Below are 24,923 nucleotides of genomic sequence, written 5' to 3' on the forward strand. Positions count from 1 at the left end.
ATAGTCAAGTCGTTTCGCTTACTGATTAGCCATAATTTCCTTCACAGCGTCTTCAACCATTTTCTTGGTAACGATCTCTACGGTATCGCGGCAAATCATCAGCTCTTCGTTGGTCGGAATACAGATAACCTTTACGCTGGAGTCATCAGTGGAGATGATACGTTCCTGGCCATGCATCTTGTTGGCTTCGTCGTCCAGACGGATGTTCAGGTATCCGAAGTGATCCATGATGGCGGAACGGATAACATCGTCATTTTCTCCGATGCCGGCAGTGAATACGATGGCGTCTACACCGTTCATAACAGCGATAGAGCTTCCGATATATTTGACTACGGAATGGCAGAAGATCTTAAGAGCGAGAGCAGCTCTTGCATTGCCGCTTCTTGCCGCTTCATCGAGATCACGGAAATCGGAAGAAATACCGGAGATACCGAGAACGCCGGACTTCTTGTTGACGATTTCCATTACCTGCTCCAGAGACAGGTTCTCTTTATGTGCAATAAATTCAATACAGCTTGGGTCGATATCACCGGAACGGGTTCCCATAACCAGACCTTCCAGTGGGGTCAGTCCCATGGAGGTATCAACGGATTTGCCGCCGTCCACAGCGGAAAGAGAAGAACCGTTGCCCAGATGGCAGACAACAATCTTCAGATCTTCCGGCTTCTTGCCGAGAATCTCTGCGGCACGCAGGGAAACATATCTGTGTGATGTTCCGTGGAAACCGTAACGGCGAACGCCGTATTTCTCATAATATTCATATGGAAGTCCGTAAATGTATGCTTCCGGAGGCATGGTCTGATGAAAAGCGGTATCAAATACGCCGACCATTGGAGTGTCAGGCATAAGTTCCTTGCAGGCAGCTACGCCGACGAGGGTCGGAGGATTGTGAAGAGGAGCAAGGTCGTTGAAAGATTCTACAGTTTTTAAAACCTCGTCCGTAAGAAGTGTGGAGCAGGCAAATTTCTCTCCGCCATGTACCATACGGTGTCCCACAGCGTCGATCTCGTCAACAGATGTGAGGATACCGTTGTCCGGGTCAGTGAGCTGCTTTAATACGAGTTCTACTGCCTGACGGTGGGCTGGCATCGGAGCGTCATATTTTATTTTGTCTTTGCCGGCCGGCTGATAGGTCATGCGGCCATCGATGCCGATACGTTCACAAAGGCCTTTAGCCAATACGTGCTCTGACTCGGAATCAATCACCTGATATTTGAGAGAAGAGCTTCCACAATTGATAACTAAAACTTTCATGTTCGTGTCTCCTTTTGAAAAAATGTTATTTAGTAAAGCGAAACCATAATTTCACTAATTATAAATCTACTATACAGAAATTATAGTACGAAACGATAGTTTTGAAAATGTATTATATTGTATAAAATCTAGGCTTTTTTTGTTATTTTAAGGCAACCAGATTTCATTTTTAAATTTCGAATTGTTTCAAAATTAACAATAATTGATTTTGTTCGAAACTAAACACAATTATTTTTGTACTAAAAAAAATACAATCCAACATGGAGAGAGTTGCTATTTTATCTGATTTCAGGTATGATAAAGAAATCTGATGAAAGGGAAAGGCAGGACAAACCTATGATCACAGCGGGAATCATCGCGGAATATAATCCGTTTCACCGAGGGCATCGGTACCATATCAGAGAGACGAGGAAAAAGACGGGAGCAGATTATATCATTGCTGTTATGAGCGGTGATTATGTACAGCGGGGAGAGCCTGCGGCGGCAGATAAATATCTCCGCACCCGTCTGGCTCTGGAAGGGGGAGCGGATCTGGTTATCGAGCTGCCGGTCATTTATTCCACAGCCAGCGCGGAATATTTCGCATCTGCCGGCGTGAGGCTGCTGCATAATCTTGGGTGTGTTGATTATTTATCCTTTGGAAGCGAACGGGCGGAGGTGAACGACTATGCGCCTCTCGTTAAGATTTTATCAGAAGAATCTGCGTTTTTCCGTCAGCGGCTGCGGGAAGAGCTGAAAATGGGCAAAAATTTCCCATTAGCCAGAAAAGATGCTGTGAAGGCTTGCGCAGAGCGGGAATATCCGGAAAAAAAGATTCTGTGGGATATCCTGGAGACGCCGAATCATATCCTGGGACTGGAGTATCTGAAGGCGCTGGACCGGATGAATTCTCCGATAATTCCGGTGACTGTCCGGAGAGAGGGGGCTGGTTATCATGATGAAAATATCCGGCAAAAATATCCTTCTGCTTCCGCAATAAGAAAAATGCTTCTGGACGGCGGAAGAGAAAATGCGCTGTGCGATCTTCTGACAGAAGCCATGGGCGGAGGAGCATATCTGCTTTTGTCGCATTGGCAGAAGGATGATACGGTTTGCTGGGATGATTTGATGCGCTGTCTTGATTATGCTATATTGATGGAGGAGGAAGACGTGGAAGAGTTTTTTGGTTTCGACGTGGATATGGCGGCAAGATTACAGAAAATGCATAAGCCGGGATGTTCATTTTCCTTTTTGTTGGATCAGCTCCACACTAAGAGACTGACGGATGCCGCCTGGAGACGGGCATTGCTGCACAGGGTGCTGCATATAAAAAAAGAAGACTTCCTGTCAACGGCAGCGGACGTACCGGTTCCTTACGCGCGGGTTCTGGGATTTGCAAAGCGGGCGGCTCCTCTTTTAAAGCGTATTCGTGCACAGGCAGAGATTCCGTTGATACAGAAGCCGGCGCAGGGAAGGAAGAGTTTTAAATCAGGGAGCGCGGCGGAACGTCTGTTTGAGGCGGATATCCGCGCAGCCCAGCTCTATGAGCAGACGGCGGCGGCAAAGAGCGGGCGGGCTCCTGTATCCGAGTGGGTGCGGCAGCAGATCATATTGTAGAATAAAAGAAAGCAGGTGTTATCTATGTATCATGGAGGATTAATTTTAGAGGGCGGCGGAATGCGTGGCGTGTATACTGCAGGAGTTCTCGACGCATTTCTTGAAAATGATATAAAGTTTGAAAAAATATATGGTGTATCAGCGGGTAGCTGCCATGCGTGCAGTTATATGTCGGGACAATATGGCCGCGCCTTCCGGGTGGCGGTAGATTATCTCGATGACCCGGATTACTGCGGAACGAGAACTTTTCTGCGTACCGGCAATATTTTTGGAGTGGATATGTTGTATTCCAGGATTCCCAATGTGCTGGACCCTTTTGATTTTGAAGCTTACAAAAAATATCCTGGTACGCTCTATGCGGTTATTACTGATGTGGATACCGGAGAACCGGTTTATGTGAAGGTGAAGGATCTGAATAAACAGATGTGGGCCATTCGGGCGTCAAGTTCCCTTCCGCTGGTATCAAAATCTCTGGTAGTAAACGGACATACTTATCTGGACGGCGGCGTGGCAGATAGTATTCCGATCCGGAAGTCTCTGGCAGACGGCAATACAAAAAATGTAGTGATTCTGACCAGGGAGGAAGGATATCAGAAGGAACCAAACCGCGCCATTCGTCTGCTGAAGATGCGTTATCCGAAGTCAAAAGCTTTTGTAAAGAAGATGGCAAATCGTCATATCCGTTACAATGATACTCTGGCCTTTCTGGAGAAAGAAGAGGAGGAGGGAAGAGTTTTTCTCATTCGTCCGAAGGAGAAAGTAAATGTAGGGCGGGTAGAGAAGAACCGCTCAAAACTGGAGGCGTTATATCAGATCGGGCTGGAAGACGGACGGAACTCCATTGCGGCTATGAAAGAATACCTGGAACGGTAGAAGACAATATTATTTTGGAAATAGATGAATATATATAGATGTTTTAGGAGCTTTTTGTTAAAATAAAACTGATATATTCATATATTACGTATAGCAGCCCGCGCGGGCGGGCTGATAATTTTTACGATTATTTTTTAGGAAGGGATTTGTGTAATATGAGCAGAAAAAAAGTAGTAGTGGCGCTCGGACACCGGGCGCTCGGGACAACCTTGCCGGAACAGTATGAGGCAACAAAAAGGACGGCGAAGATTCTTGCCAATCTGGTTGAAGCCGGAGCAGATATCGTGATTTCCCACAGCAACGCGCCGCAGGTTGGCATGATACACACAGCTATGAATGAATTTGGCGCAAAAAGAAAAGACTATACGCAGGCGCCGATGTCTGTGTGTTCTGCCATGAGCCAGGGATATATCGGCTATGATCTCCAGAATGCGCTCCGGGCAGAACTTTTGACAAGAGGAATTTCCAAACCGGTTTGCACCATTATCACACAGGTGATGGTCGATCCATACGATGATGCGTTTTCAGAGCCGGTGAAGATCATCGGACGTCTTCTTACCAAAGAAGAGGCGGATAAAGAGGAACGTAACGGGAATTATGTTACCGAGGTGGAAGGCGGATATCGCCGTATCGTGGCGGCTCCGAAACCACAGGGCATCATTGAAATCGATTCTATTCGGACGTTATCAGATGCGGGGCATGTGGTGATTGCCTGCGGCGGAGGCGGGATTCCGGTGCTGGCACAGGGCGTGCAGCTGAAAGGAGCCAGCGCTATCATCGAGAAAGATTATGCCAGCGGACGTCTGGCAGAACTGCTGAACGCTGATGAACTGATGATTCTCACCAGTGTGGAACATGTGTCTATCGGATATCATACAACGTCTGAGACTCCTCTCAATGAGATTACTGTGGAGCAGGCGAAACAGTACATGAGTGAGGATCAGTTTGAGCCAAATACCATGCTTCCGAAGGTGGAGGCCGGAGTGTCTTTCATCGAAAAAGGCGCGGGACGGCGCGTGGTCATTACGTCCATTGACAAAGCTCTGGAAGGATATCTGGGCAAGACAGGAACTATCATTCGTTAAAAAATGTATGTGAATATTGTTCGAAGAAGGAGATAAGTATGAAAAAAGAAATAAACTGGCAGAAGTTAAGCTTTTTGACCGCTTTCGTATTTTGCTGTGTACTTGGCTGGGGACTCTGCATTTCTTCGGTTTCTGCACATCAGGCAGGAGAAACTGTAATGGGCGGATGGAACCGGGTGGCAGGAACCTATAATGCGCAGGGGCAGATTGTAATGAATGTCTGCACAGAGGATTACACAGCCAGAAGCGGGCAGGTAATTCGATATGATCATGTGAATTCCAACGCTCTGGATGCATTGTGCAGCGGTAATGAGCCAAAAACCATAGTTATTCCGTCCGGAGCCACAGTGGAGCTGATGAACGGGATACATCCGGGAAGCAATACAACGATCATCGCCGATGGCGCGACGCTTGTGATGAATGGAAGCGGTAAGGGAATTCTTGCTACCCGGCCGGACGCAGTCAATTATAAAGCTGTACAGAATGTGCGGCTTCAGGGTGGAACATGGAAGCTGACGGATGAGAAAGAGGGCTGTTCTGTTATCCGGTTCAGTCATGGAAGCAACGTTGTGATCGATGGCCTGACGGTGATTTCCAATTATGAATCCCACGCCATCGAATTGATTGCCATGAAAAATACAACGGTACAGAACTGTACATTAAAGGTGCAGGGAAGGATGGATAAGAACTCTGTGGAGGAGGCTCTGCAGATTGATGTTGCTACTCCGAAAACAGCTCCTCCGCTGGTGCAGTATGGTTCTCAGTATGTAAAAGGGCAGACCTGTAAGAATATCAAGATTCTCAATAATACCATTGAGGGAAGCCGGGGGCTGTGCGTTAATTTTGATGGAAGCGGAAATAAGAAATATATTAATAAGTTCCATGACAAAATTACTATAATCGGGAATACCATGACAGGATATACTGCCGAGGGATGTGTTATTTATAATACGTTAAATGCGGTAGTAAAGAATAATAAGATTACGACTCACAGCAAACGAAAGACAAAATCATATGCAGTAGGTCTGAATATTACTTTACAGGGAAAAGCGCCAAAGAAAAAAATGAAGAAAGCCCGTCTGACAGTGACAGGAAACACCGTCTATGGTGTGCGTCAGGGGATACAGCTGTTTTCCATGACGTCATCCCGGTATAAAAAGGCTGTAGTGACAGGTAATCAGTGTTATGCGCCGAAAAAGAAAAGTGCCATTGCGCTGAATAAAAGAGCGGCCAGGAAGATCGTAAATAAAAACAATAAAATGTATAAGAGGAAAAGTGTACAATAACTGTACAAAAGAAAGGGGAAACAATGCAGTATTTTGGGAGGAAAACACAAAAGGTTACATTTTTATCAGTTCCGGAGAAAAAGGCACATGTACTTTTCTCCGGCATGATGACGGCAGTTGTCGCAATTTTTGTATTAGCAGCATTTTTTCTGACGGCGGTACCTGCATCTGCCGCCAGCTCTGATCTGACTGGAGTGGAGATTCTGGGCAGGAAAAAACAACTGGCAGGTACTTTTAACGAGCAGGGACAGATTGTGATGAATGTATGCACGGAAAAGAAAGGCGGAGAAAGCGCAGGTTATATCAACTCGAGTACGCTTAATATGCTGTGCAGCGGAGATCAGAAAAAAACTATCGTGATTCCGCCAGGATCACGGGTGGAGCTTACTAATATGGTATACCTGGGAAGCAACACGACAATTATTGCCGATGGCGCGACCATCGTCATGACTTCGAAGGATAAAGGGATTTTGTCCAATAAACCGGATGCGGTTAATTATCGCTCCCTTACCAATGTTAAGATTCAGGGAGGCACCTGGCAGATCACGGATAAAAAGGCTGCCTGTTCCGTCATGGCATTTAATCATGGCAGCAATGTGGTCATTGATAATGTGACGATTATCTCTAATTATCAGTCTCATGCCATTGAGCTCATTGCCATGAAGAATACAACGGTGAAAAACAGTACCCTTAAGGTTCAGGGAAAGAAAGATAAGAATTCTGTGGAAGACGCGCTCCAGATTGATGTGGCAGCGCCGAAAACCGCGCCGGTTCTGGCACAGTACGGCAGGAAGTTCGTCAACGGGCAGACCTGCAAGAATATAAAGATACTGAATAATACGATTGAGGGCAGCAGGGGCGTGTGTGCTAATTATGCTGCATCCGACGGAAAAAAATACAGAAATAAATTTCATGAAAAGATTATTATCAAGGGGAATAAACTGACCGGGTACAGTGCCGAGGGATGTACTCTCTATAACACGCTGAGTGCCGTTGTGAAAAACAATGTGATCACTACTCACAGTACCCGAAAAAATGAATCTTATTCTGTGGGATTGAACATCACTATTCAGGGGAAGACTTCCGGAAAGAAGATGAATAAATCAAAAATCACTGTGGCAAATAACACAGTGTATGGTTATCGCCAGGGAATTCAGGTTGTCACCCGTTCTTCCTCACGCTATAAAAATGTGTCGCTGAAAGGGAACAAGGCATATGCTTCATCCAGAGGAAACGCCATTGTGACCAGCGGTAACCGCAGCGTAAAAAAGGCGAATAATAAAATGTATAAAAGATAAAGTTGGGGAAAGCAAGAAAAAGGAGAAGGTAAAATATGATGATAAAAAAAATATGGGCGGCGTCGTTCAGTCCCACCGGCGGTACGGAGCACATCGTCAGCCTGCTGGCGGAGGAGATGGGAAAATGCCTGAAACTTCCGGTACATAAGATTTCCTTTACTCTGCCGGACGAGAGAAAAAAGAGCTGCACATTTACGGAGGAAGATCTGCTGATCCTCGGGACGCCGGTGTATGCCGGACGGATTCCAAACAAAATCCTCCCCGATGTGGACCGGAGTTTTGAGGGAAACGGGACGCTGGCTGTGGCGGTCAGCGTATTTGGAAACAGGAATTATGACGACGGACTCATGGAGCTGGCGCTTCTGCTGGAGAACCACGGATTCTGTGTGGCCGCCGCCGCAGCGGCGGCGGCCCGCCACGCATTTTCTGACGACATCGGCGCCGGACGGCCCGATAAACAGGATGAAGAAGAACTGCGCGTCTTTGCCAGAAGGGCGGCGGAGAAAATAAAAGAATTTTCCGGGGTAGAAAAGATTGTCAGCGGCAACAAGGCTGCCTGCGGCGTTTTGGCGCTGCAGATCACCGGACATAACCCGGTGGGGCCGTATTATACGCCGCTGCGCGCGGACGGACAGCCGGCGAAGTTCCTGAAAGCTAAGCCGGTGACCGATGAGAACCTCTGTAACCGATGCGGTACCTGCGCGCAGGTCTGCCCGATGGGAAGCATCAGCCGGGAGGACCCGTCGGTCGTAAATGGCATCTGCATCAAGTGCCAGGCCTGTATCCGTGCCTGTCCAACGCAGGCAAAACATTTTGAAGATGAGGACTTTTTATCCCATGTGGAGATGCTCAGAGAGCATTATACGAGAAGAGCAGCAAATGCATTTTTCCTGTGAGAGGGGCCGGTATATTCCATTATGAACTTTTGACAGAATGGCAGAGTACACAGAAATTTCCTGAAAGGATGTGTGTAAATGGCGGAAAATATTTCAATGATTTTGGAAAATTATACAAACGATCTATGTAAAATTTATGGAAATCATTTAAAGAAAATTATATTGTATGGTTCATATGCGAGAGGAGATAATCGCAAAAATTCTGATATTGATATAATGATACTGGTTGATTTGCAGGATGAGCAGATGGAAGCTTTATCTGATGTATTATCAGAGCATGATTTCGCAGAAAACGGAACAAAAGAGGATCTGGTTATGCACCGTCTGGCTGTTGCCAGGGAAGACCTGGACAAGGCTTACATTTTGCTTGATTTAAAGAAATATCGAGGAGCAAATAATCGGGCATATTAGTATATCTCATACATAAACCAAAACGCTCCCTTTCAGGCAGGCAAGCGAGAGAATCAAACTTGTCGCCCGGAAGGGAGCATTTTTTGCGCGCCCGGCGGCGCGCTTTCACATGTAGTTCATTTATTTCATGGAGGATTTCACTTTCTTTCTGACGATAAATGCCGCGATCAGTGAGATTGCTGCCAGAATGCATCCGACTAAGAAAGCGCGGGAATAATCTCCGTTGTTGTTTAAGGTGACGGCAATACGCGGGCCGAGCAGTCCGGCGATACCGAACATCAGGTACATGACGCCGTAATTCTCTGTGATATATTTGGAACCAAACAGATCGGCGGTGATCGGCGTAATGGTTCCTCCGAAACCGCCGTAGCAGAGCGCTGTGAGCGCCATGCAGATGATGGCCGGGATTATGCCAGGAGAGAACGCCAGGAATCCCATGGTGAGTACCGGGATGGCGCAGATGATACAGAGAGTCACGTATTTGTCCGTGTGGTCTGTGACAGCTCCCCAGACGATACGTCCGATCATACTGACCGGAGTATATATTGTTGCATATAGCTCTTCTTATAAAATAATGATAAAAAAGACTGCTCTAATTTCTGACTTTTGTGAATTATGGCGGTATTTTTTTAGAAATATAAATAAAATAATGGAGAAAATAATAATAAAATGGCTGGATTTGTTGAATTTTTGTCATTCTTGTGGTAGAGTTAGAAATGAGTTTTTTAACAGGAATACTACCGATGAGCAGATTAAGGTGGGGTAAAGATGGAATTATCACAACACGTCGCGCTGGAAACGAAACAGATCCTGTGCCAGTCACAGATTCAATCTCTGGAGATTCTGGCCATGGACGCCATTGAATTAGAAGAATTTCTCCAGAATGAGTATATGAGCAATCCGCTTCTGGATTGTAATCTCGACAGCAGCGTGCCTTCCGGCATGGGGGAAGATATCCGGTGGTTTGATGATGATAAACGAAAAAGAAGAAGCCGGGGAGATGAGGATGAAGATTTTGATTCCCGGGATAATCTTGCGGCGCCGGATGCGGATTATCTGAAAAGATATTTACTGAGCCAGATTGAGATGAATGCCTTCACAAATGAGGAATGGGGACTGGCAGATTATCTTGTTGACTGTCTCGAAGATGATGGCTTTTTCCGCATGAGTGCCGGGGAGGCAGCGGAATTGACCGGAATGACAGAAGATGCAGTGGAGAAAGTTCTTGCCAGACTGAAAGATCTGGAACCTTTCGGAGTATTTGCTTCCGGACTTTCCGAATGTCTCTTAAAACAGCTGGAAGTCATGGGAGAAGAAGATGAGGGGCTTAAACTGGTAGTAGATAAATATCTGCCGGAAATCAGCGAAGGTAAAATCAGTGTCATTTCAAGACAGACCGGACTTTCTACGGCTCAGATTCGCAAATATATCGCAAAAATCGCAAAATTGAATCCTAAACCACTCTCCGGACTTCAGCAAGCTGAGGTCAGTTACATTGTACCGGATATTGTGTATGACCTGAAAAATGGTCAGTGGGAGATATCTATCAATGACCGGTGGTCAGGGAATTATCATGTCAATGAGCAGTATGTGGAAATGATGCGTAGTTCCCGGGATGCTGAATTGTCCGGATATTTTAAAAAGAATCTGGATCGGTGCCGGTTTATTTTAAACAGCGTGGAGCAGAGGAGAGAGACTATGAAGTCCATTGCACGGGCACTGCTCCAGAAACAAAAAGAATATTTTGCGGGCAGGAGTAATCCGGTTCCCATGACCATGTGCGCTCTGGCGGAGGAACTTCATGTACATCCGTCTACTGTGAGCCGTGCTGTGCGGGGAAAATACATCAAGTCACCGGCCGGAACTATTCTGATGAAAAAGCTGTTTGCCGGAGCGGTGGCATGTGAGAAGGGAGAAGAACTCTCTGCTGAGCACATCAAGGAGAGAATCCGCTCTCTGGTAGACAGCGAAGATAAACGGAGACCGTACAGCGACGCCAAGCTGGTGGAATTGCTGGTTATGGAAGGAATTCACATCTCACGGAGAGCCGTGGCAAAATACCGGGATGAGCTGTGGATCAAGAGCAGCTTTGACCGGAAGATACGGTGAATATATATAAGGTAGATTATGTGAAGTATGGTGAATTGATAAGGAGATTTGATGATTAACGTTAAATCAGCACCGCCGTTAAATGGAGGTGCTGATTTTTACTTTGGAAGAATATGCTTCGCGAGAATTACGCTGCGGCGAATCTGCGATTAGTTGGCAGCGCCGGCGGTATCGTTTCCTGCGTCTTCCTCCCCGGAGACGCTTGCGGTGTCAGCGCCGCCTTCATCCTCCGGAATCTTGACCACACTGCAGCGGTCGCTGCCTTCCGTGTATTCCAGAGTGATGCTGTCCCCGGTATTATACCGGATGATGGAAATGTGTTCTGCTACGTTGACATCGTAGATGGTATCTGACTGATCGAGAAGCAGATAGTAGTGAGAGTTGCCTTCCACGACGCTCTCCGCAATTTTGCTGATCACGCCGGTAACGGTTTTAAGCTCGCCTTTGTCCGGCTCTGTTTCACTTGTCTCGATGCCGTTGTCAGCCATAAGGTTTTTATAAGCGGCTTCACATTCTACCACAGAATTGCCTGTAGCGACGATCTGATAGTTCTGTACGTTGACCATGGCATACATTTTTACCAGCCCGGCGGCGTCCTTTAGTGCCATCAGATACGTCGGCTCATTATCGATATTCAGCAGGAGAGGGAAGGCGGATTTATAACCAAGGTTCTGCACCTTTCCTTCTGCGGAAGCCATGGCGGAATCTTCAATGGCGCCTTCCACTTCATAATAGCGGGTTTCCATGGTACGCTGGTTCATGAGGACAAATCCCACGTTGGACTGGTCGCTGGTGATGGAAGTGACTCCGGTATAAACCCACACGTCGTCGCCGATAGCAAGGTAATTGTAACCGTTAGTGGTTACCAGACAGTCTCTCTGGCTGATGACGCTGTTGATATAACCATGCTTCAGTGTGCCGTAATAATCGTAAAGATCAATAAGAAGATCGGCGCGGTATACCTGGTCCACCCACGTCGGAACATCTTCTACTTTATAATCTGTACATTCGCCGGTGATGGCGTTGCAGATGACTACATTCCCTATGGTCTGTCCGCCGAAAAGGCCGATGTTGTACTTCTTCGTGCTGCAGATCCAGTACGGCGTGCCGTTATCATCCACTTCAAAGCTGATGTTGTCGAAAATATAGGTCGGATATTTAAAGCGGAGATGGCGGTAAAGATTGCGTCCGAAATGGTCGTACGGCGTATATTTCATGCCTTCCTCCAGCCGGACAAGCTTTGTCTCCTGTGTCGCCATGTCGATCATAATATAGGCCGGGATACCATCCTTATGATTTGTGAACCATTTGATGATATCGGCGTATCGCAGCGGGGTGATCCGGACCGGCGTATCGTTATAATTGCTCTGGGTATAGAGGTTTGCCACCTCAAACTGGGATGCCAGATCCACAAGGCTTCCCATTTTTCTCTCGCCAAGAAGCTCCGCCGATGCCCTGTCCAGAAGAGGAATCTGGTCATAGGATATCTGGGTGATGTCCCTGGAAAATTCCCCGGTCTCCACTGTCATGAGCTTCTGATAACGGGAAGCGTTGATAATCGGTGAAGAAAGCAGCGTGCCTGCTCCGTATATGATGAGCAGCAGCAGGATGATGCCTGCAAGGATTTTAAAAACAGCTGTTCCAAACACATTTTGTACTTTAACCGGATTCTTTTTGCTGCCGGTCAGGCGAATCTTCGGAAAAACATATAAAATAAGAAGAATCACCGGAACCGCAATAATAAACTTCCAGATAGAAGCATTGTGAATATTGATGGCCGGGAGTGCTACATAATAGTAAATGCCCAGCAAAATCACAATAAGCGGTATGAGAAAATATTTATTCAGTTTGACTTTTTTCATAGTACTCCTTTCTCGTGGCATATCTGTAAATATGGTATTGAAAAAGTATAATACTTCCCTTTTTATTTGTCCAGTTAAAATCTGGCTAAGATACATTTTCGTTTTACAATTTCAAAAAAAAGTGTTATATTATTAAATATATCAAGAGCCGGACGGCACCGGCAAAGAGGCTGAAGTTTGTCGGGGACAGTATTGGGTCAGGGAGGAAACGTATAATGAGAAGAATGGTATTGATCGGCCGCAGCGAGTGCGGCAAGACAACATTGAAACAGGCGCTCAGAGGAGAAAAGATTACCTATCATAAGACACAGTATGTCAGCCAGTATGACTGTCTGATCGATATGCCGGGAGAGTATGCGGAGAATATTGATCTGGCGCACGCCATTGCTCTCTATATTGCGGAAGCGGACGTAGTTGGGATTGTATTAAGCGCTACGGAGCCGTATTCTCTGTATCCGCCGAATGTGGCAGCGGTCAGCAACCGTGAGACCATCGGCATTGTGACCAAAACCGATCATTGGTGTGCCGATCCGGAACAGGCTGCGGAATGGCTGCGCCTGACAGGCTGCGAGCATATTTTCTTCACCAGCTCCTATACGGGAGAGGGCATAGAAGAGATTCATGATTTTTTGAAGGTAGAGCATGAGATCTGTACGGTGGATGTAGTGAGCTCCCGGATTCAGGAGGAGACTTTCGCGAAACCGGCGAAGCTTAACGAATATCATCTTCTGTGAGTATCCTGAGATATTTCCCTGCGGCTCACAGATAATATAACCGATCACAGACAGCAGAAGAACCCTTTTCTTCCGGATTATCAGCCGGGGGAAGAAGGGTTTTTTAGTTATAGAGGTTTTTGCTGGAATTTCCATGTTCTGCTAAAAATACTTGACTTAGAGAAATATTGTGATATATTGTTACTCAAAAAGTTTGAAAATCAAAATATTCAAACTTCAAACAATATAAAGAGTAATGTGCAACAAAGGTTGAAAAACTGTTCCGGGTTCAGTCAGGATCTGTGCAGAGACAGAGAGATGTTCCGGACAGGTTAAGCTATGAAAGAAAGAGGATAACAGATATGTTTGTAAAGATTGCAGGTACGGGATCCTTTCTTCCGGAGAGGGTGGTCGATAACTTTGAGATTGCCCGGAAGGTAGATACTTCCGATGAATGGATTCAGACCCGGACAGGGATTCGGACCCGCCATATAGCCACAGATGAGACCGTAGCCGGCATGGCGGCGAAGGCTGCGGAGCGGGCGCTTGAAAATGCGGGTATTTCCCCGGAAGAGATTGATTTGATTATTGTTTCCACGGTATCCGCAGAACAGAGTCTGCCGTGCATCGCCTGTGATGTGCAGAAAGCGCTGGGAGCGAAGAGAGCGGCGGCTTTCGATGTGAATTCCGCCTGCAGCGGATTCATAACCGGATATCAGGCTGCCGCGGCGCAGATAAAGGCGGGACTTGTGAAGACCGCGCTGGTCATAGGAAGCGAATGTCTTTCCAACTATGTGGACTGGACGGACAGAGGTACCTGTATTCTTTTTGGCGACGGAGCGGGTGCAGCTGTACTTAAGGCAGACTGCGCGCCGGAAGATATTCAGATCCCGTGTGTGCTTCATGCCGACGGCAGTATGGGAGAAGCGCTCACGTGCAGTCTGGGGCATGGGAAGCATAAGGTGCCTTTTGACGAGTATTACCGCATGGACGGCAAGGCTATTTTTAAGTTTGCCGTAAGAAAAGTGCCGGAGGTTATCCGCGAAGTTCTTAAAATGAGCGGTCATACTGCAGATGAGATTGACTTTTTTGTTTTGCATCAGGCAAATAAAAGAATCATTGACGCCATTGCCAAGAGACTGCGGCAGGACGAGAGCAAGTTTCCGATGAACATCATGGATAACGGCAATATTTCTTCTGCCTGTATCCCGATGCTTCTTGATGATATGAACCGGAAGGGAATCCTGAAGCCGGGCACGAAGCTGGTACTTGCCGGATTTGGCGCCGGGCTGACCTGGGGCGGTTTCTATCTGGAATGGTAACTTTGGAATGGTAATCACCGGCATTGCCGGATTACATAAAAGCGCAATAAATGATGAATGAAAAAGGATGAAAGAGAGGACAAGTTATGTTCGAGAAGATTAGAGATTTAATTGTAGAAGAAGTTGGCGTTGATGAAGAGCAGGTGACCATGGATGCGTCCTTCAAGAATGACCTTAACATCGATTCCCTGGATTTGTTCGAGATGGTCATGACACTGGAAGAGGAATTTGACGTGGAGATTCCGTCAGAAGATCTGGAGAACATTGATACAGTGGGAGATCTCATCAACTACATTGAGAATCACCAGTAATAATCAGATACTTACAAAGAGAATCATCAGTAGTGATCAGATACTTACAAAAGTAACTAAGACAACGGCAGGGCTGATGTGAAACATCAGGCCTGCCAGGAAGAACAGAGATTGGGAGTAAGATATTATGAAAACGGAAATTACAAAACTTCTCGGAATTGAATATCCGATTATTCAGGGCGGTATGGCTTGGGTCGGCACCAACGAGCTGGCAGCCGCCGTATCGGAAGCAGGGGGCTTAGGAATCATCGGATCCGGCGGAGCGCCGGCATCCTGGGTAAAGGAACAGATCCAGCAGGTAAAACAGAAGACAGATAAGCCTTTCGGCGTAAATGTCATGCTAATGAATCCGGAAGCCGATGCCATTGCTCAGGTTATTGTGGATGAAAAAGTACCGGTTGTGACCACTGGCGCAGGTAATCCGGAGAAATACATGGAGATGTGGAAGGCAGCCGGCGTGAAGGTTATTCCGGTAGTTGCAAGTGTTGCTCTTGCAAAACGTATGGAGAGAACCGGTGCGGACGCTGTGATCGCGGAAGGAACGGAATCCGGCGGACATATCGGTGAGACAACTACCATGGCTCTCGTTCCGCAGGTGGTTGACGCCGTATCTATTCCGGTCATCGCAGCCGGCGGTATTGCCGACGGACGCGGAATCGCCGCAGCATTTATGCTGGGCGCCAAGGCCGTGCAGATGGGAACCATTTTTGTGGCTTCCGAGGAGTCCATTGTCAGCGACAATTACAAGAACAAAGTCGTAAAGGCAAAAGATATCGATACCAAGGTTACCGGAAGAAGTACCGGACATCCGGTTCGCTGCATCCGTAACAAACAGACCCAGGAATACCTCCGCATGGAAGCGGAAGGCGCAACCCTCGAAGAGCTTGAGCATCTGACCCTCGGCGGTTTAAGAAAGGCTGTTGTGGACGGCGACGTGGTAAACGGCAGTGTTATGGCAGGGCAGATCGCCGGGCTGGTAAAAGAGATCAGAAGCTGTAAGGATATCGTGGAGGGCCTGAACGCACAGGCAGAAGAGCTGTTAAAGGGGACAAAGGTTTATGAGTAAGATTGCATTTCTGTATCCGGGACAGGGCGCACAGACTGTCGGAATGGGAAAAGATTTTTATGAGCAGAGCGCTCTTGCAAAAAGCGCATATGAAGAGAGTGCGAAGATACTTGATATGGACATCAAGTCCATCTGTTTTGAGGAGAACGATTTACTGAATCGTACCGACTATACACAGGCAGCCCTGGTGACCACCTGTCTTGCCATGACAAGGGAGATCGAGGCACAGGGGCTGAAGCCGGATATGACGGCGGGATTAAGCCTTGGCGAATACTGCGCTATCGTGGCGGCAGGCGGCATGAGCTATGAAGACGCCGTGAAGACCATCTGGAAGAGAGGAACTCTCATGCATAACGCCGTTCCGGACGGCTCCGGCGGCATGGCAGCGGTTCTCGGACTTTCCGGAGAACAGGTGAAGGCAGTGACCGACACCGCAGAAAATGTTTCCGTGGCCAACTACAACTGTCCGGGACAGATCGTTATCACCGGCAAGAAGGACGCCATCGAGGCAGTGACACCGGCCCTCAAAGAAGCCGGAGCCAAGAGAGTACTTCCGTTAAATGTCAGCGGGCCGTTTCATTCTCCGTTCCTGAAAGAGGCGGGCGAGGAGCTTTACGAGACGCTCGAAAAGGTAGATTGGAAACCTCTTGCCATCCCGTATGTGACCAACGTGAACGCAGAGGTTATCACAGACATCAGCGAGACGAAGGATCTGCTCCGGGCGCAGGTATCAAGTTCCGTCATGTGGGAGCAGAGTGTCCGCCGGATGCTGGAAGAGGGCGTGGACATTTTTGTGGAGATCGGACCGGGCAAGACATTATCCGGTTTTATGCGCAAGATTGACAGAAAAGCAAATATGTTTAAGATCGGCAGCATGGAAGAGATGCATACCGTTGTAGAAAAGATTAAGGAGTTGACAGAATGTTAATGTTAGAGGGAAAGGTTGCAGTTGTGACAGGCGCTTCCGGTGGAATCGGGAGAGCTATCGCCGTTGCTTTCGGCAAGGCGGGAGCATCTGTTGCAGTACATTACAATGGAAATGAAGCAAAAGCAGCCGCTGTGAAGGCGGAGATTGAGGAAGCAGGCGGGAAAGCAGAGATTTTCCGCTGCAATGTGGCGGATTTCGACGCCTGCAGCGAATTTATCAAAAGCGTAGTAAAAACGTTTGGAAAGATTGATATTCTGGTCAATAATGCAGGAATCACCCGGGACGGACTGATCATGGGAATGTCCGAGGATGACTTTGACGCAGTGCTTGACACCAACTTAAAGGGAAGTTTTAACTGTATTCGTTTCGCCAGCCGCCAGATGATGCGTAAGAAATACGGAAGAATCATCAATATCACTTCTGTGTCAGGCGTGGCGGGCAATGCGGGTCAGGCCAATTACAGCGCGTCAAAAGCAGGACTGATCGGACTTACCAAGTCTGTCGCAAAAGAGCTGGCGTCCAGAAATATCACAGCCAACGCCATCGCGCCGGGCTTTGTTAAGACAGAGATGACGGATGTGCTTTCGGATGATGTAAAAGAAACGGCTATGAAACAGATTCCGCTGGCACGTTTTGCAGAACCGGAGGATATTGCCAACGCAGCCGTATTCCTGGCGTCAGACCTGGCGTCTTATATTACCGGGCAGGTATTGCTGGTTGACGGCGGAATGGTGATGTAAAGGAAAAAAGAAAGGGTTATATAAATGGAGAAAAGAAGAGTTGTCATTACCGGAATGGGTGCGATTACACCAATTGGAAACACTGTGGAAGAATTCTGGAACGGAGTTAAGGAGCAGAAAGTGGGAATCGGCCCGATCACAAAGTTCGATACCACAGATTATAAAGTAAAGATTGCCGCAGAAGTCAAGGACTTCGTGGCAAAAGAGAGAATGGATTTCAAATCTGCCAAACGTATGGAGGCTTTCTCACAGTATGCGATCGTGGCGGCCACAGAAGCCATGGAGGATGCAGGACTTAAGATGGAAGAGGAAGATCCGTACCGTGTGGGCGTGATCATCGGCTCCGGCATCGGCGGTCTGTCCAGCATGGAAAAAGAACATGAGAAGATTCTCACCAAGGGACCGAAAAGAGTGAGTCCGATGCTGATTCCTATGATGATCAGCAATATGGCGGCAGGAAATGTATCTATCGCTCTGGGATGCAAGGGCAAATGTACCAACGTAGTCACTGCCTGTGCTACAGGTACACATTCCATCGGTGACGCCATGCGCGCCATTCAATATGGAGATGCGGATGTGATGTTCGCAGGAGGAACCGAGAGCAGCATCACTCCGATCGCGGTGGCTGGTTTCACCAATCTGACGGCTCTGTCTTCAGCGGAAGACCCGATGAGAGCATCTATTCCTTTCGATAAAGACCGTAGTGGTTTTGTTATCGGCGAGGGAGCAGGTGTTGTGATTCTGGAAGAACTGGAGCACGCAAAAAAACGTGGCGCCAGAATATATGCAGAGCTGGCCGGTTACGGCGCAACCTCCGACGCTTACCATATCACTTCCCCGGCGGAAGACGGAAGCGGCGCAGCGAAAGCCATGGAACTTGCCATGGAAGAAGCCGGTGTGAAACCGGAAGAGGTAGATTATGTCAATGCGCACGGAACAGGAACACATCATAATGATCTGTTTGAGACGAGAGCAATCCGCCGGGCTTTTGGCGATGCGGCGGATCATCTGAAGGTCAGCTCCACCAAGTCTATGATCGGACATCTGCTGGGAGCAGCCGGCGCCGTAGAGCTCATTACCTGTGTTAAATCTGTTGAGGAAGGATATATTCATCCGACTGTGGGAACAACAGAGCCGGGCGAGGAATGCGATCTGGATTATGTTATTGGCGGACCGGTACATCAGGAAGTTAAAACGGCCATCTCCAATTCTCTTGGATTTGGCGGACACAATGCCACCCTGCTGGTTAAAAAATATGAGGAGTGAGAGAAATGCAGTACGAAGAGATTCTTAAATTAGTGAAAGGTGTCTCCGAAGCGGGACTGACCAATTTTGAATATACAGAAGGCAACATTCGGATTGTCATGAGCTGTCCGGAGAATAAACAGGCTCCGGTGGCAGCGCCGGTAGTATCAGTGAGTGAAGGCGGACAGCCGGTGGAGATTCCTGAGATGGCAGCGCCTGCTCCGGCCCCGGCCCCTGCTCCGGCAGCCCCGTCGGCTGACGACCAGAGCGGAAATATTGTCAAATGTCCGCTGGTAGGTACTTTCTATGCAGCGCCGTCAGAGGATTCGCCAGCATTTGTCAAAGTGGGCGATACCGTGAAAAAAGGACAGACTCTGGGTATTGTAGAAGCCATGAAGCTGATGAATGAGATTGAGAGCGAGTTTGACGGTGTGGTAAAAGAAATCTATGTGCAGAATGAAGAATCTGTGGAATACGGACAGCCTTTATTCCGGATTGGATAATACCGCGTCAGGATAAGAAGGAGAATATAAAATGAGACTGGGAATCAAAGAAATTGAGAAGATCATTCCTCACAGACATCCGTTTCTGCTGGTGGATTATATCGAAGATATGGAACCGGGCGTCAGCGCTGTCGGTTATAAATGCGTGACATTTCACGAGGACTTTTTCAGGGGGCATTTTCCGCAGGAACCGGTGATGCCGGGCGTATTGACGGTGGAAGCGCTGGCGCAGGTGGGCGCGGTGGCTATCCTTTCCATGGAGGAGAATAAAGGAAAAACTGCTTATTTCGGCGGAATCAACAAATGTCGTTTCCGCGGCAAGATTTCTCCTGGCGATAAGGTTCGTCTGGAGACAAAGATCATCAAGGTAAAAGGACCGATGGGAATCGGAGAGGCTACAGCCAGCGTAGACGGCAAGGTCGTTGTAAAAGCAGAACTTACATTTATGATTGGATAAAAGGAGAGAAAGATGATTCGGAAAATATTAATTGCAAACCGGGGAGAAATTGCCATTCGAATTATCCGGGCCTGCAGAGAGATGGGGATTGAGACCGTTGCAGTGTATTCCGAAGCAGACCGGGAAGCACTTCATACACAGCTTGCAGATGAAGCGGTCTGCATTGGGCCGGCAGCGGCAAAGGACAGTTATCTGAACATGGAACAGATTATCAGCGCCACCATCGTATCAGGTGCAGACGCGATTCATCCCGGTTATGGATTCCTGTCAGAAAACAGCCGGTTTGCCGAGCTTTGTGAAGCATGCAATATTACCTTTATTGGCCCGGATTCAAAAACCATAGCCAAACTTGGCAATAAAGCCGAGGCGAGAACAACAATGATTCGTGCCGGCGTGCCGGTCATTCCGGGATGTGAGGAACCTCTCACCGATGATAAAAGAGCGCTGGAGATTGCCAGAGAAATCGGTTTTCCCGTGATTATCAAGGCAGTGCTCGGCGGAGGCGGCAAAGGAATGCGCGTGGCTTATTCAGAAGAAGAATTTTCCACAGAATTCCTTACAGCTCAGAAAGAAGCGGCTTCCGCGTTTGGCGACAATCATATGTACCTGGAACATTTTGTGGAGAATCCCCGTCATATTGAAGTTCAGATTCTCGCAGACAGTTACGGCAATGTGATTCATCTGGGAGAGAGAGACTGCTCTATCCAGAGAAATCATCAGAAGGTCATTGAGGAAGCGCCTTCCGCTGCAGTGAGTGAAGAACTCAGGGAAAAAATGGGTCAGGCAGCTGTGCAGGCAGCTAAGGCAGCGGGGTATACCAACGCCGGAACCATTGAATTCCTTCTGGAGGAAGATGAGACCTTTTATTTTATGGAAATGAACACCCGTGTTCAGGTGGAACATCCGGTAACTGAGTGGGTGACCGGTATTGATATTGTAAAAGAGCAGATCAGGATTGCCAGCGGACGTCACTTGTCTTACACTCAGGATGATGTACACATTACCGGTCATGCCATTGAATGCCGTATCAACGCGGAGGATCCGAAGCATAATTTCCGTCCGTGTCCGGGAACTATTACAGATATGTATCTGCCGGGAGGAAAAGGTATCCGGCTGGATAGCGCTATTTACAGCGGTTATACGATCTCTCCTTATTACGATTCCATGATAGCGAAGCTGATTGTATACGCAAAGAGCCGGAAAGAGGCCATTGCGAAAATGCACAGTGCCCTGGGCGAAGTTATCATTGAAGGCATTACGACAAACATTGACTTCCTGTATGACATTATGGAACGGGAAGATTATCAGGAAGGAAATATTACTATTTCCTATTTGGAAAATGTTTTGAAAGAAATGCAGGAGGAGAGTAAATGGATTTAAATAGGATGTTCAAAAAGACTTCTATCCGTAGGTCGTCCGGCCATCAGGTGGAAGAAGGAAAGAGACCGGAGGCGCCGAAAGGGCTTCTGAAAAAATGTAATAAATGCGGGAAAGGTATTTTTACAGAAGAATATAAGAATAATCTGTATATCTGTCCGAAATGCGGAGGTTATCTTCGTATGCCTGCCTATGAGAGAATCGCTCTTGTCACAGAGGAAGGTTCCTTTGAAGAGTGGGACAGAGGACTGGTCAATACAAATCCGCTTCGCATGAAGGAATATCCGGATAAAGTGAAGCACCTGCAGGAGAAGACTGGTCTGGATGAGGCGGTAGTGACCGGAAAGGCCAGAATCGGGGAGAACGAAGTTGTCCTCATGGTCATGGACGGAAGATTCATGACGGCCAGCATGGGCGCTGTTGTGGGCGAAAAGATCACAAGAGGCATCGAGCGGGCAACGAAGGAAAAACTTCCGGTTGTCATTTTTGCCTGCTCCGGCGGCGCCAGAATGCAGGAAGGTATGACTTCGCTCATGCAGATGGCAAAAACATCTGCAGCTTTGAAACGGCACAGCGATGCAGGACTGTTATACATTTCTGTATTCACTGATCCGACGACAGGAGGCGTGACGGCAAGTTTCGCAAGTCTCGGCGATATCGTGCTGGCGGAACCGAAGGCACTGATCGGTTTTGCCGGACCGCGTGTTATTGAACAGACGATACATCAGAAACTGCCGAAAGGATTCCAGCGTTCTGAATTCCTGCTGGATCATGGTTTTGTGGATCGTATCGTGGAACGGCAGAATATGAAAGAAGAGTTGTGCCATCTGCTCGACCTGCACAGAAATTCCGGAGATACGGCGGTAAGAGAACTGCAGGAGATCAGTGATGCGGTAAAGAAACAGGGAAAATATAAAGCGCCGTACAAGGTTTCCACAGAGCATGCCAAAGACAAGACGGCATGGGAAAGAGTGGGGCTTGCCAGAGCAAAAGGAAGACCGGTTGGAGAAGATTATATTCACGGACTTTTTGATAACTTTGTAGAGTTCCATGGAGACCGGTATTTCGGTGATGATCACGCCATCTGCGGCGGTATCGCTATGTTTCACGGACAGCCAGTCACTGTTATCGCTCAGATGAAGGGGAAAAATACCCAGGAAAATATGGAAAGAAATTTTGGCATGCCGATGCCGGAGGGCTACAGAAAAGCCCTGCGTCTCATGAAACAGGCGGAGAAGTTCCATCGTCCGATTATCTGTTTTGTGGATACACCGGGTGCCTTCCCGGGCATGGAAGCAGAAGAGAGAGGCCAGGGCGAAGCAATTGCGTCCAATCTCTTCCACATGTCTGATTTAAAAACGCCGATTTTGTCTGTTTTAATTGGAGAAGGCGGAAGCGGCGGCGCGCTGGCCATGGCTGTGGCCGATGAAGTATGGGCTTTGGAGAATGCGATATATTCCATCCTGTCTCCGGAGGGATTTGCTTCCATTCTTTGGAAGGATGCCAGTCTGGCGGAAAAGGCGGCAAAGGCAATGAAACTGACCTCCTATGATCTTTATAAGGCAGGATTTGTGGAAACCATTATTCCGGAGCCGGAGACCTATACACTGGAAACTATGCTGGAAATCTGTGAACACCTGGACGAAATGATTTGTGCTTTCCTCAAAGAAAAAATGAATCTTCCGGAAGAGGAATTAATAGAGGCCCGTTACGCTCGTTTCCGAAGAATGTAGCACAGGGGTGGGAGTCTATGGAGAAAAAAACATTTGCCATTGGAAAAAAAGAAGTAAAGGTTCCGTTGTTGCAAGGGGGAATGGGAGTAGGGATCAGCCTGGGCGGTCTCGCCGGAGCAGTTGCAAGAGAAGGAGCTGTGGGAATCATTTCCGCCGCTCATCCGGGATATCGTGAGCCTGATTTTTATCAGAATACTGTGGAAGCCAACAAAAGAGCTATCCATAAAGAGATGGAGAAAGCGAGAAAAATCGCGCCGGATGGTATCATCGGTTTTAATATCATGGTTGCCATGAATTATTATGAAGAATATGTCCATGAAATAGTGAAAGCCGGTGCGGATATTATTGTGTCCGGGGCAGGGCTGCCGGCAGATCTGCCGGCTTACATCGAAGGCAGCGATGTGGCTATCGCACCGATCGTTTCCACAGAGAAATCTGCCAAGGTCATTCTCAAGTACTGGGATAGAAAATATAAGCGAACTGCCGATCTTCTGGTGATCGAGGGGCCGCTGGCTGGCGGACACCTCGGTTTCCATGTCAAACAGCTGGAGGAATTTACTCCGGAGCTTTATGATGAGGAAGTAAAAAAGATTCTGGGAATCGTGCGTCAGTATGAAGAAAAATACGGACATAAGATTCCGGTTGTTCTTGCCGGAGGCATCCGCAGTCACGAAGATTATGTACATGCCATGAGTCTTGGCGTGGACGGTATACAGGTAGCGTCACGATTCGTTCCTACGGAGGAATGCGACGCTGATATCAGATACAAGAACGCCTATATTCAGGCGCAGGAAAAGGATATCGAGATTGTGAAAAGCCCGGTGGGAATGCCTGGAAGAGCAATGCATAATAAACTTATGGACAGAGTGGCGGGCGGCGAGCGTGTTCCGGCAGTGAAATGCTTAAACTGTATCCATACCTGCAATCCGGCCACAACTCCATACTGTATCACGGATGCTTTGATTCACGCTGCAAAAGGCGAGCTTGATGAGGCGCTTTTGTTCTGTGGAGGGAAAGCATACGAGGCGGATCATATAGGCACCGTAAAGGAAGTGATAGACTCCTACCGTTTTTTTGAGGAATAATCAGCTGTTCAGAGCGGTCAGGCGGATATAACCCCATTGCATAACTGAAAAAGGATAACATTTGTGGACAACAAGTAGATAATCTGGACTGTAAAAAGGTATATCGGACATTCTTCTGGAGAAAGACATGTCGTATACCGGCAAAAGGAAGATGAGAGCAGAAAAAATGCAGAGGAGTAAATCCATGGATGAAATAAGAAATACTATCAATACAATGTTAGTAAATACATTTCATGAGATACTGGAATTGGAAGAAAAAGCAATAATTACAGATAAGTTCAGAGATATCAGTAATAATGATATGCATATTATTGAGGCGATCGGAGAAGATTCCGGAGCCAGAATGACAGATATAGCCAGGAAGCTGAATATTACTGTCGGCTCCCTGACAACATCCATGAACAGTCTGGTAAATAAAGGATATGTGTCCAGAAAACGCAGCGAGAACGACCGCCGTGTTGTGAATATATATCTCCGTGATAAAGGCTTGGAAGCCTATGAGCATCATAAGCAGTTCCATAAGGAGATGACGGACGCTCTTGTAAACTGTCTGACCCCGGAGGAGCTTGGCGTATGGATGAAGAGCCTTGACACTTTAACGGAATTCTTCCAATCCCACAGAGAAAAAACAAATGAGAACAGCGTGTCAGCACGTTGACAGGGAAAAAGAGAAAGACAACTGACTAAAAAAGCACTGCCGCAGCAGACTGTTATCTTCCGATGGCGGAATAGTCACTCCCATCGGAGAAAAAAGGCTGCCGGACAGTGCTTTT

General features: G+C 47.6%; 24 protein-coding genes. 21 read left to right on the forward strand and 3 right to left on the reverse strand.

What is annotated here, in order from left to right; genetic code table 11:
* Positions 1-18: 18 nt before the first annotated feature.
* The gene (locus B5F87_RS10415) at positions 19-1,254 is read right to left on the reverse strand and encodes an acetate kinase (RefSeq protein WP_087280758.1); all 1,236 of its coding nucleotides are present in this window, start codon (positions 1,252-1,254) and stop codon (positions 19-21) included.
* Between the two features lie 336 nt (positions 1,255-1,590).
* On the opposite strand from B5F87_RS10415, the gene B5F87_RS10420 reads away from it, so the two are divergent.
* The 7 genes from B5F87_RS10420 (at position 1,591) to B5F87_RS10450 (ending at position 8,699) form a co-directional block, all read left to right on the forward strand.
* A complete protein-coding gene (locus B5F87_RS10420) occupies positions 1,591-2,850 on the forward strand; it encodes a nucleotidyltransferase family protein (protein WP_158097023.1) in 1,260 nt (419 codons plus the stop codon).
* A 24-nt stretch (positions 2,851-2,874) separates the two neighbouring features.
* Positions 2,875-3,723 (forward strand): patatin family protein, encoded by an 849-nt coding sequence (locus B5F87_RS10425; RefSeq protein WP_087280763.1) that lies wholly within the window; start codon positions 2,875-2,877, stop codon positions 3,721-3,723.
* A 155-nt stretch (positions 3,724-3,878) separates the two neighbouring features.
* A complete protein-coding gene (gene arcC, locus B5F87_RS10430; protein WP_087280766.1) occupies positions 3,879-4,808 on the forward strand; it encodes a carbamate kinase in 930 nt (309 codons plus the stop codon).
* Positions 4,809-4,846: 38 nt separating this feature from the next.
* The gene (locus tag B5F87_RS10435; RefSeq protein WP_087280769.1) at positions 4,847-6,094 is read left to right on the forward strand and encodes a right-handed parallel beta-helix repeat-containing protein; all 1,248 of its coding nucleotides are present in this window, start codon (positions 4,847-4,849) and stop codon (positions 6,092-6,094) included.
* A 23-nt stretch (positions 6,095-6,117) separates the two neighbouring features.
* Positions 6,118-7,392, forward strand: a complete 1,275-nt coding sequence (locus B5F87_RS10440; RefSeq protein WP_087280771.1) for a hypothetical protein — start codon at positions 6,118-6,120, stop codon at positions 7,390-7,392.
* Between the two features lie 35 nt (positions 7,393-7,427).
* A complete protein-coding gene (locus B5F87_RS10445; RefSeq protein WP_087280774.1) occupies positions 7,428-8,288 on the forward strand; it encodes a 4Fe-4S binding protein in 861 nt (286 codons plus the stop codon).
* Positions 8,289-8,366: 78 nt separating this feature from the next.
* On the forward strand, positions 8,367-8,699 hold the full coding sequence (locus B5F87_RS10450) for a nucleotidyltransferase domain-containing protein (protein WP_087280777.1): 333 nt from the start codon (positions 8,367-8,369) through the stop codon (positions 8,697-8,699).
* 120 nt (positions 8,700-8,819) lie between these two features.
* Here the strand turns inward: B5F87_RS10450 and B5F87_RS10455 are convergent, their stop codons facing one another.
* Positions 8,820-9,245, reverse strand: coding sequence for an MFS transporter (locus B5F87_RS10455; protein WP_275532336.1), 426 nt, complete (start codon positions 9,243-9,245; stop codon positions 8,820-8,822).
* Positions 9,246-9,467: 222 nt separating this feature from the next.
* Between B5F87_RS10455 and rpoN the strand changes: the two genes are divergently transcribed.
* Complete coding sequence (gene rpoN, locus B5F87_RS10465) at positions 9,468-10,808, forward strand: RNA polymerase factor sigma-54 (protein ID WP_087280786.1); 1,341 nt, start codon at positions 9,468-9,470, stop codon at positions 10,806-10,808.
* A gap of 149 nt (positions 10,809-10,957) precedes the next feature.
* On the opposite strand, the gene B5F87_RS10470 is transcribed toward rpoN, so the two are convergent.
* Positions 10,958-12,670, reverse strand: coding sequence for a CvpA family protein (locus tag B5F87_RS10470; RefSeq protein WP_242964399.1), 1,713 nt, complete (start codon positions 12,668-12,670; stop codon positions 10,958-10,960).
* Positions 12,671-12,885: 215 nt separating this feature from the next.
* Between B5F87_RS10470 and B5F87_RS10475 the strand changes: the two genes are divergently transcribed.
* From B5F87_RS10475 to B5F87_RS10535, 13 genes are all read left to right on the forward strand, one after another.
* Complete coding sequence (locus B5F87_RS10475) at positions 12,886-13,404, forward strand: EutP/PduV family microcompartment system protein (protein WP_087280788.1); 519 nt, start codon at positions 12,886-12,888, stop codon at positions 13,402-13,404.
* A gap of 341 nt (positions 13,405-13,745) precedes the next feature.
* On the forward strand, positions 13,746-14,705 hold the full coding sequence (locus B5F87_RS10480) for a beta-ketoacyl-ACP synthase III (protein WP_087280791.1): 960 nt from the start codon (positions 13,746-13,748) through the stop codon (positions 14,703-14,705).
* A gap of 86 nt (positions 14,706-14,791) precedes the next feature.
* On the forward strand, positions 14,792-15,016 hold the full coding sequence (gene acpP, locus B5F87_RS10485; protein ID WP_087280793.1) for an acyl carrier protein: 225 nt from the start codon (positions 14,792-14,794) through the stop codon (positions 15,014-15,016).
* A 127-nt stretch (positions 15,017-15,143) separates the two neighbouring features.
* Positions 15,144-16,082: an enoyl-[acyl-carrier-protein] reductase FabK gene (fabK, locus tag B5F87_RS10490; RefSeq protein WP_087280796.1), complete on the forward strand. Its 939-nt coding sequence runs from the start codon at positions 15,144-15,146 to the stop codon at positions 16,080-16,082.
* Complete coding sequence (gene fabD / locus B5F87_RS10495) at positions 16,075-17,010, forward strand: ACP S-malonyltransferase (protein ID WP_087280799.1); 936 nt, start codon at positions 16,075-16,077, stop codon at positions 17,008-17,010. The genes fabK and fabD overlap by 8 nt, the downstream gene beginning before the upstream one ends.
* A complete protein-coding gene (gene fabG / locus B5F87_RS10500) occupies positions 17,010-17,750 on the forward strand; it encodes a 3-oxoacyl-[acyl-carrier-protein] reductase (RefSeq protein WP_087280921.1) in 741 nt (246 codons plus the stop codon). The genes fabD and fabG overlap by 1 nt, the downstream gene beginning before the upstream one ends.
* A gap of 24 nt (positions 17,751-17,774) precedes the next feature.
* Positions 17,775-19,016, forward strand: coding sequence for a beta-ketoacyl-ACP synthase II (gene fabF, locus B5F87_RS10505; RefSeq protein ID WP_087280801.1), 1,242 nt, complete (start codon positions 17,775-17,777; stop codon positions 19,014-19,016).
* A gap of 5 nt (positions 19,017-19,021) precedes the next feature.
* Positions 19,022-19,498: an acetyl-CoA carboxylase biotin carboxyl carrier protein gene (accB, locus tag B5F87_RS10510; RefSeq protein WP_087280803.1), complete on the forward strand. Its 477-nt coding sequence runs from the start codon at positions 19,022-19,024 to the stop codon at positions 19,496-19,498.
* A 31-nt stretch (positions 19,499-19,529) separates the two neighbouring features.
* Positions 19,530-19,955 (forward strand): 3-hydroxyacyl-ACP dehydratase FabZ, encoded by a 426-nt coding sequence (fabZ, locus tag B5F87_RS10515; RefSeq protein ID WP_087280805.1) that lies wholly within the window; start codon positions 19,530-19,532, stop codon positions 19,953-19,955.
* A gap of 12 nt (positions 19,956-19,967) precedes the next feature.
* On the forward strand, positions 19,968-21,335 hold the full coding sequence (locus B5F87_RS10520) for an acetyl-CoA carboxylase biotin carboxylase subunit (RefSeq protein WP_087280807.1): 1,368 nt from the start codon (positions 19,968-19,970) through the stop codon (positions 21,333-21,335).
* On the forward strand, positions 21,326-23,065 hold the full coding sequence (locus B5F87_RS10525; RefSeq protein WP_087280809.1) for an acetyl-CoA carboxylase carboxyltransferase subunit alpha: 1,740 nt from the start codon (positions 21,326-21,328) through the stop codon (positions 23,063-23,065). Before B5F87_RS10520 ends, B5F87_RS10525 begins: the two co-directional genes overlap by 10 nt.
* Before the next feature lie 17 nt (positions 23,066-23,082).
* Positions 23,083-24,150, forward strand: coding sequence for a nitronate monooxygenase (locus tag B5F87_RS10530; protein WP_087280811.1), 1,068 nt, complete (start codon positions 23,083-23,085; stop codon positions 24,148-24,150).
* 184 nt (positions 24,151-24,334) lie between these two features.
* Positions 24,335-24,808, forward strand: a complete 474-nt coding sequence (locus B5F87_RS10535) for a MarR family transcriptional regulator (protein WP_087280923.1) — start codon at positions 24,335-24,337, stop codon at positions 24,806-24,808.
* Positions 24,809-24,923 lie beyond the last annotated feature (115 nt).

It is taken from the genome of Eubacterium sp. An3 (assembly GCF_002159465.1).
GTDB classification, from domain to species: domain Bacteria; phylum Bacillota; class Clostridia; order Lachnospirales; family Lachnospiraceae; genus Anaerobutyricum; species Anaerobutyricum stercoris.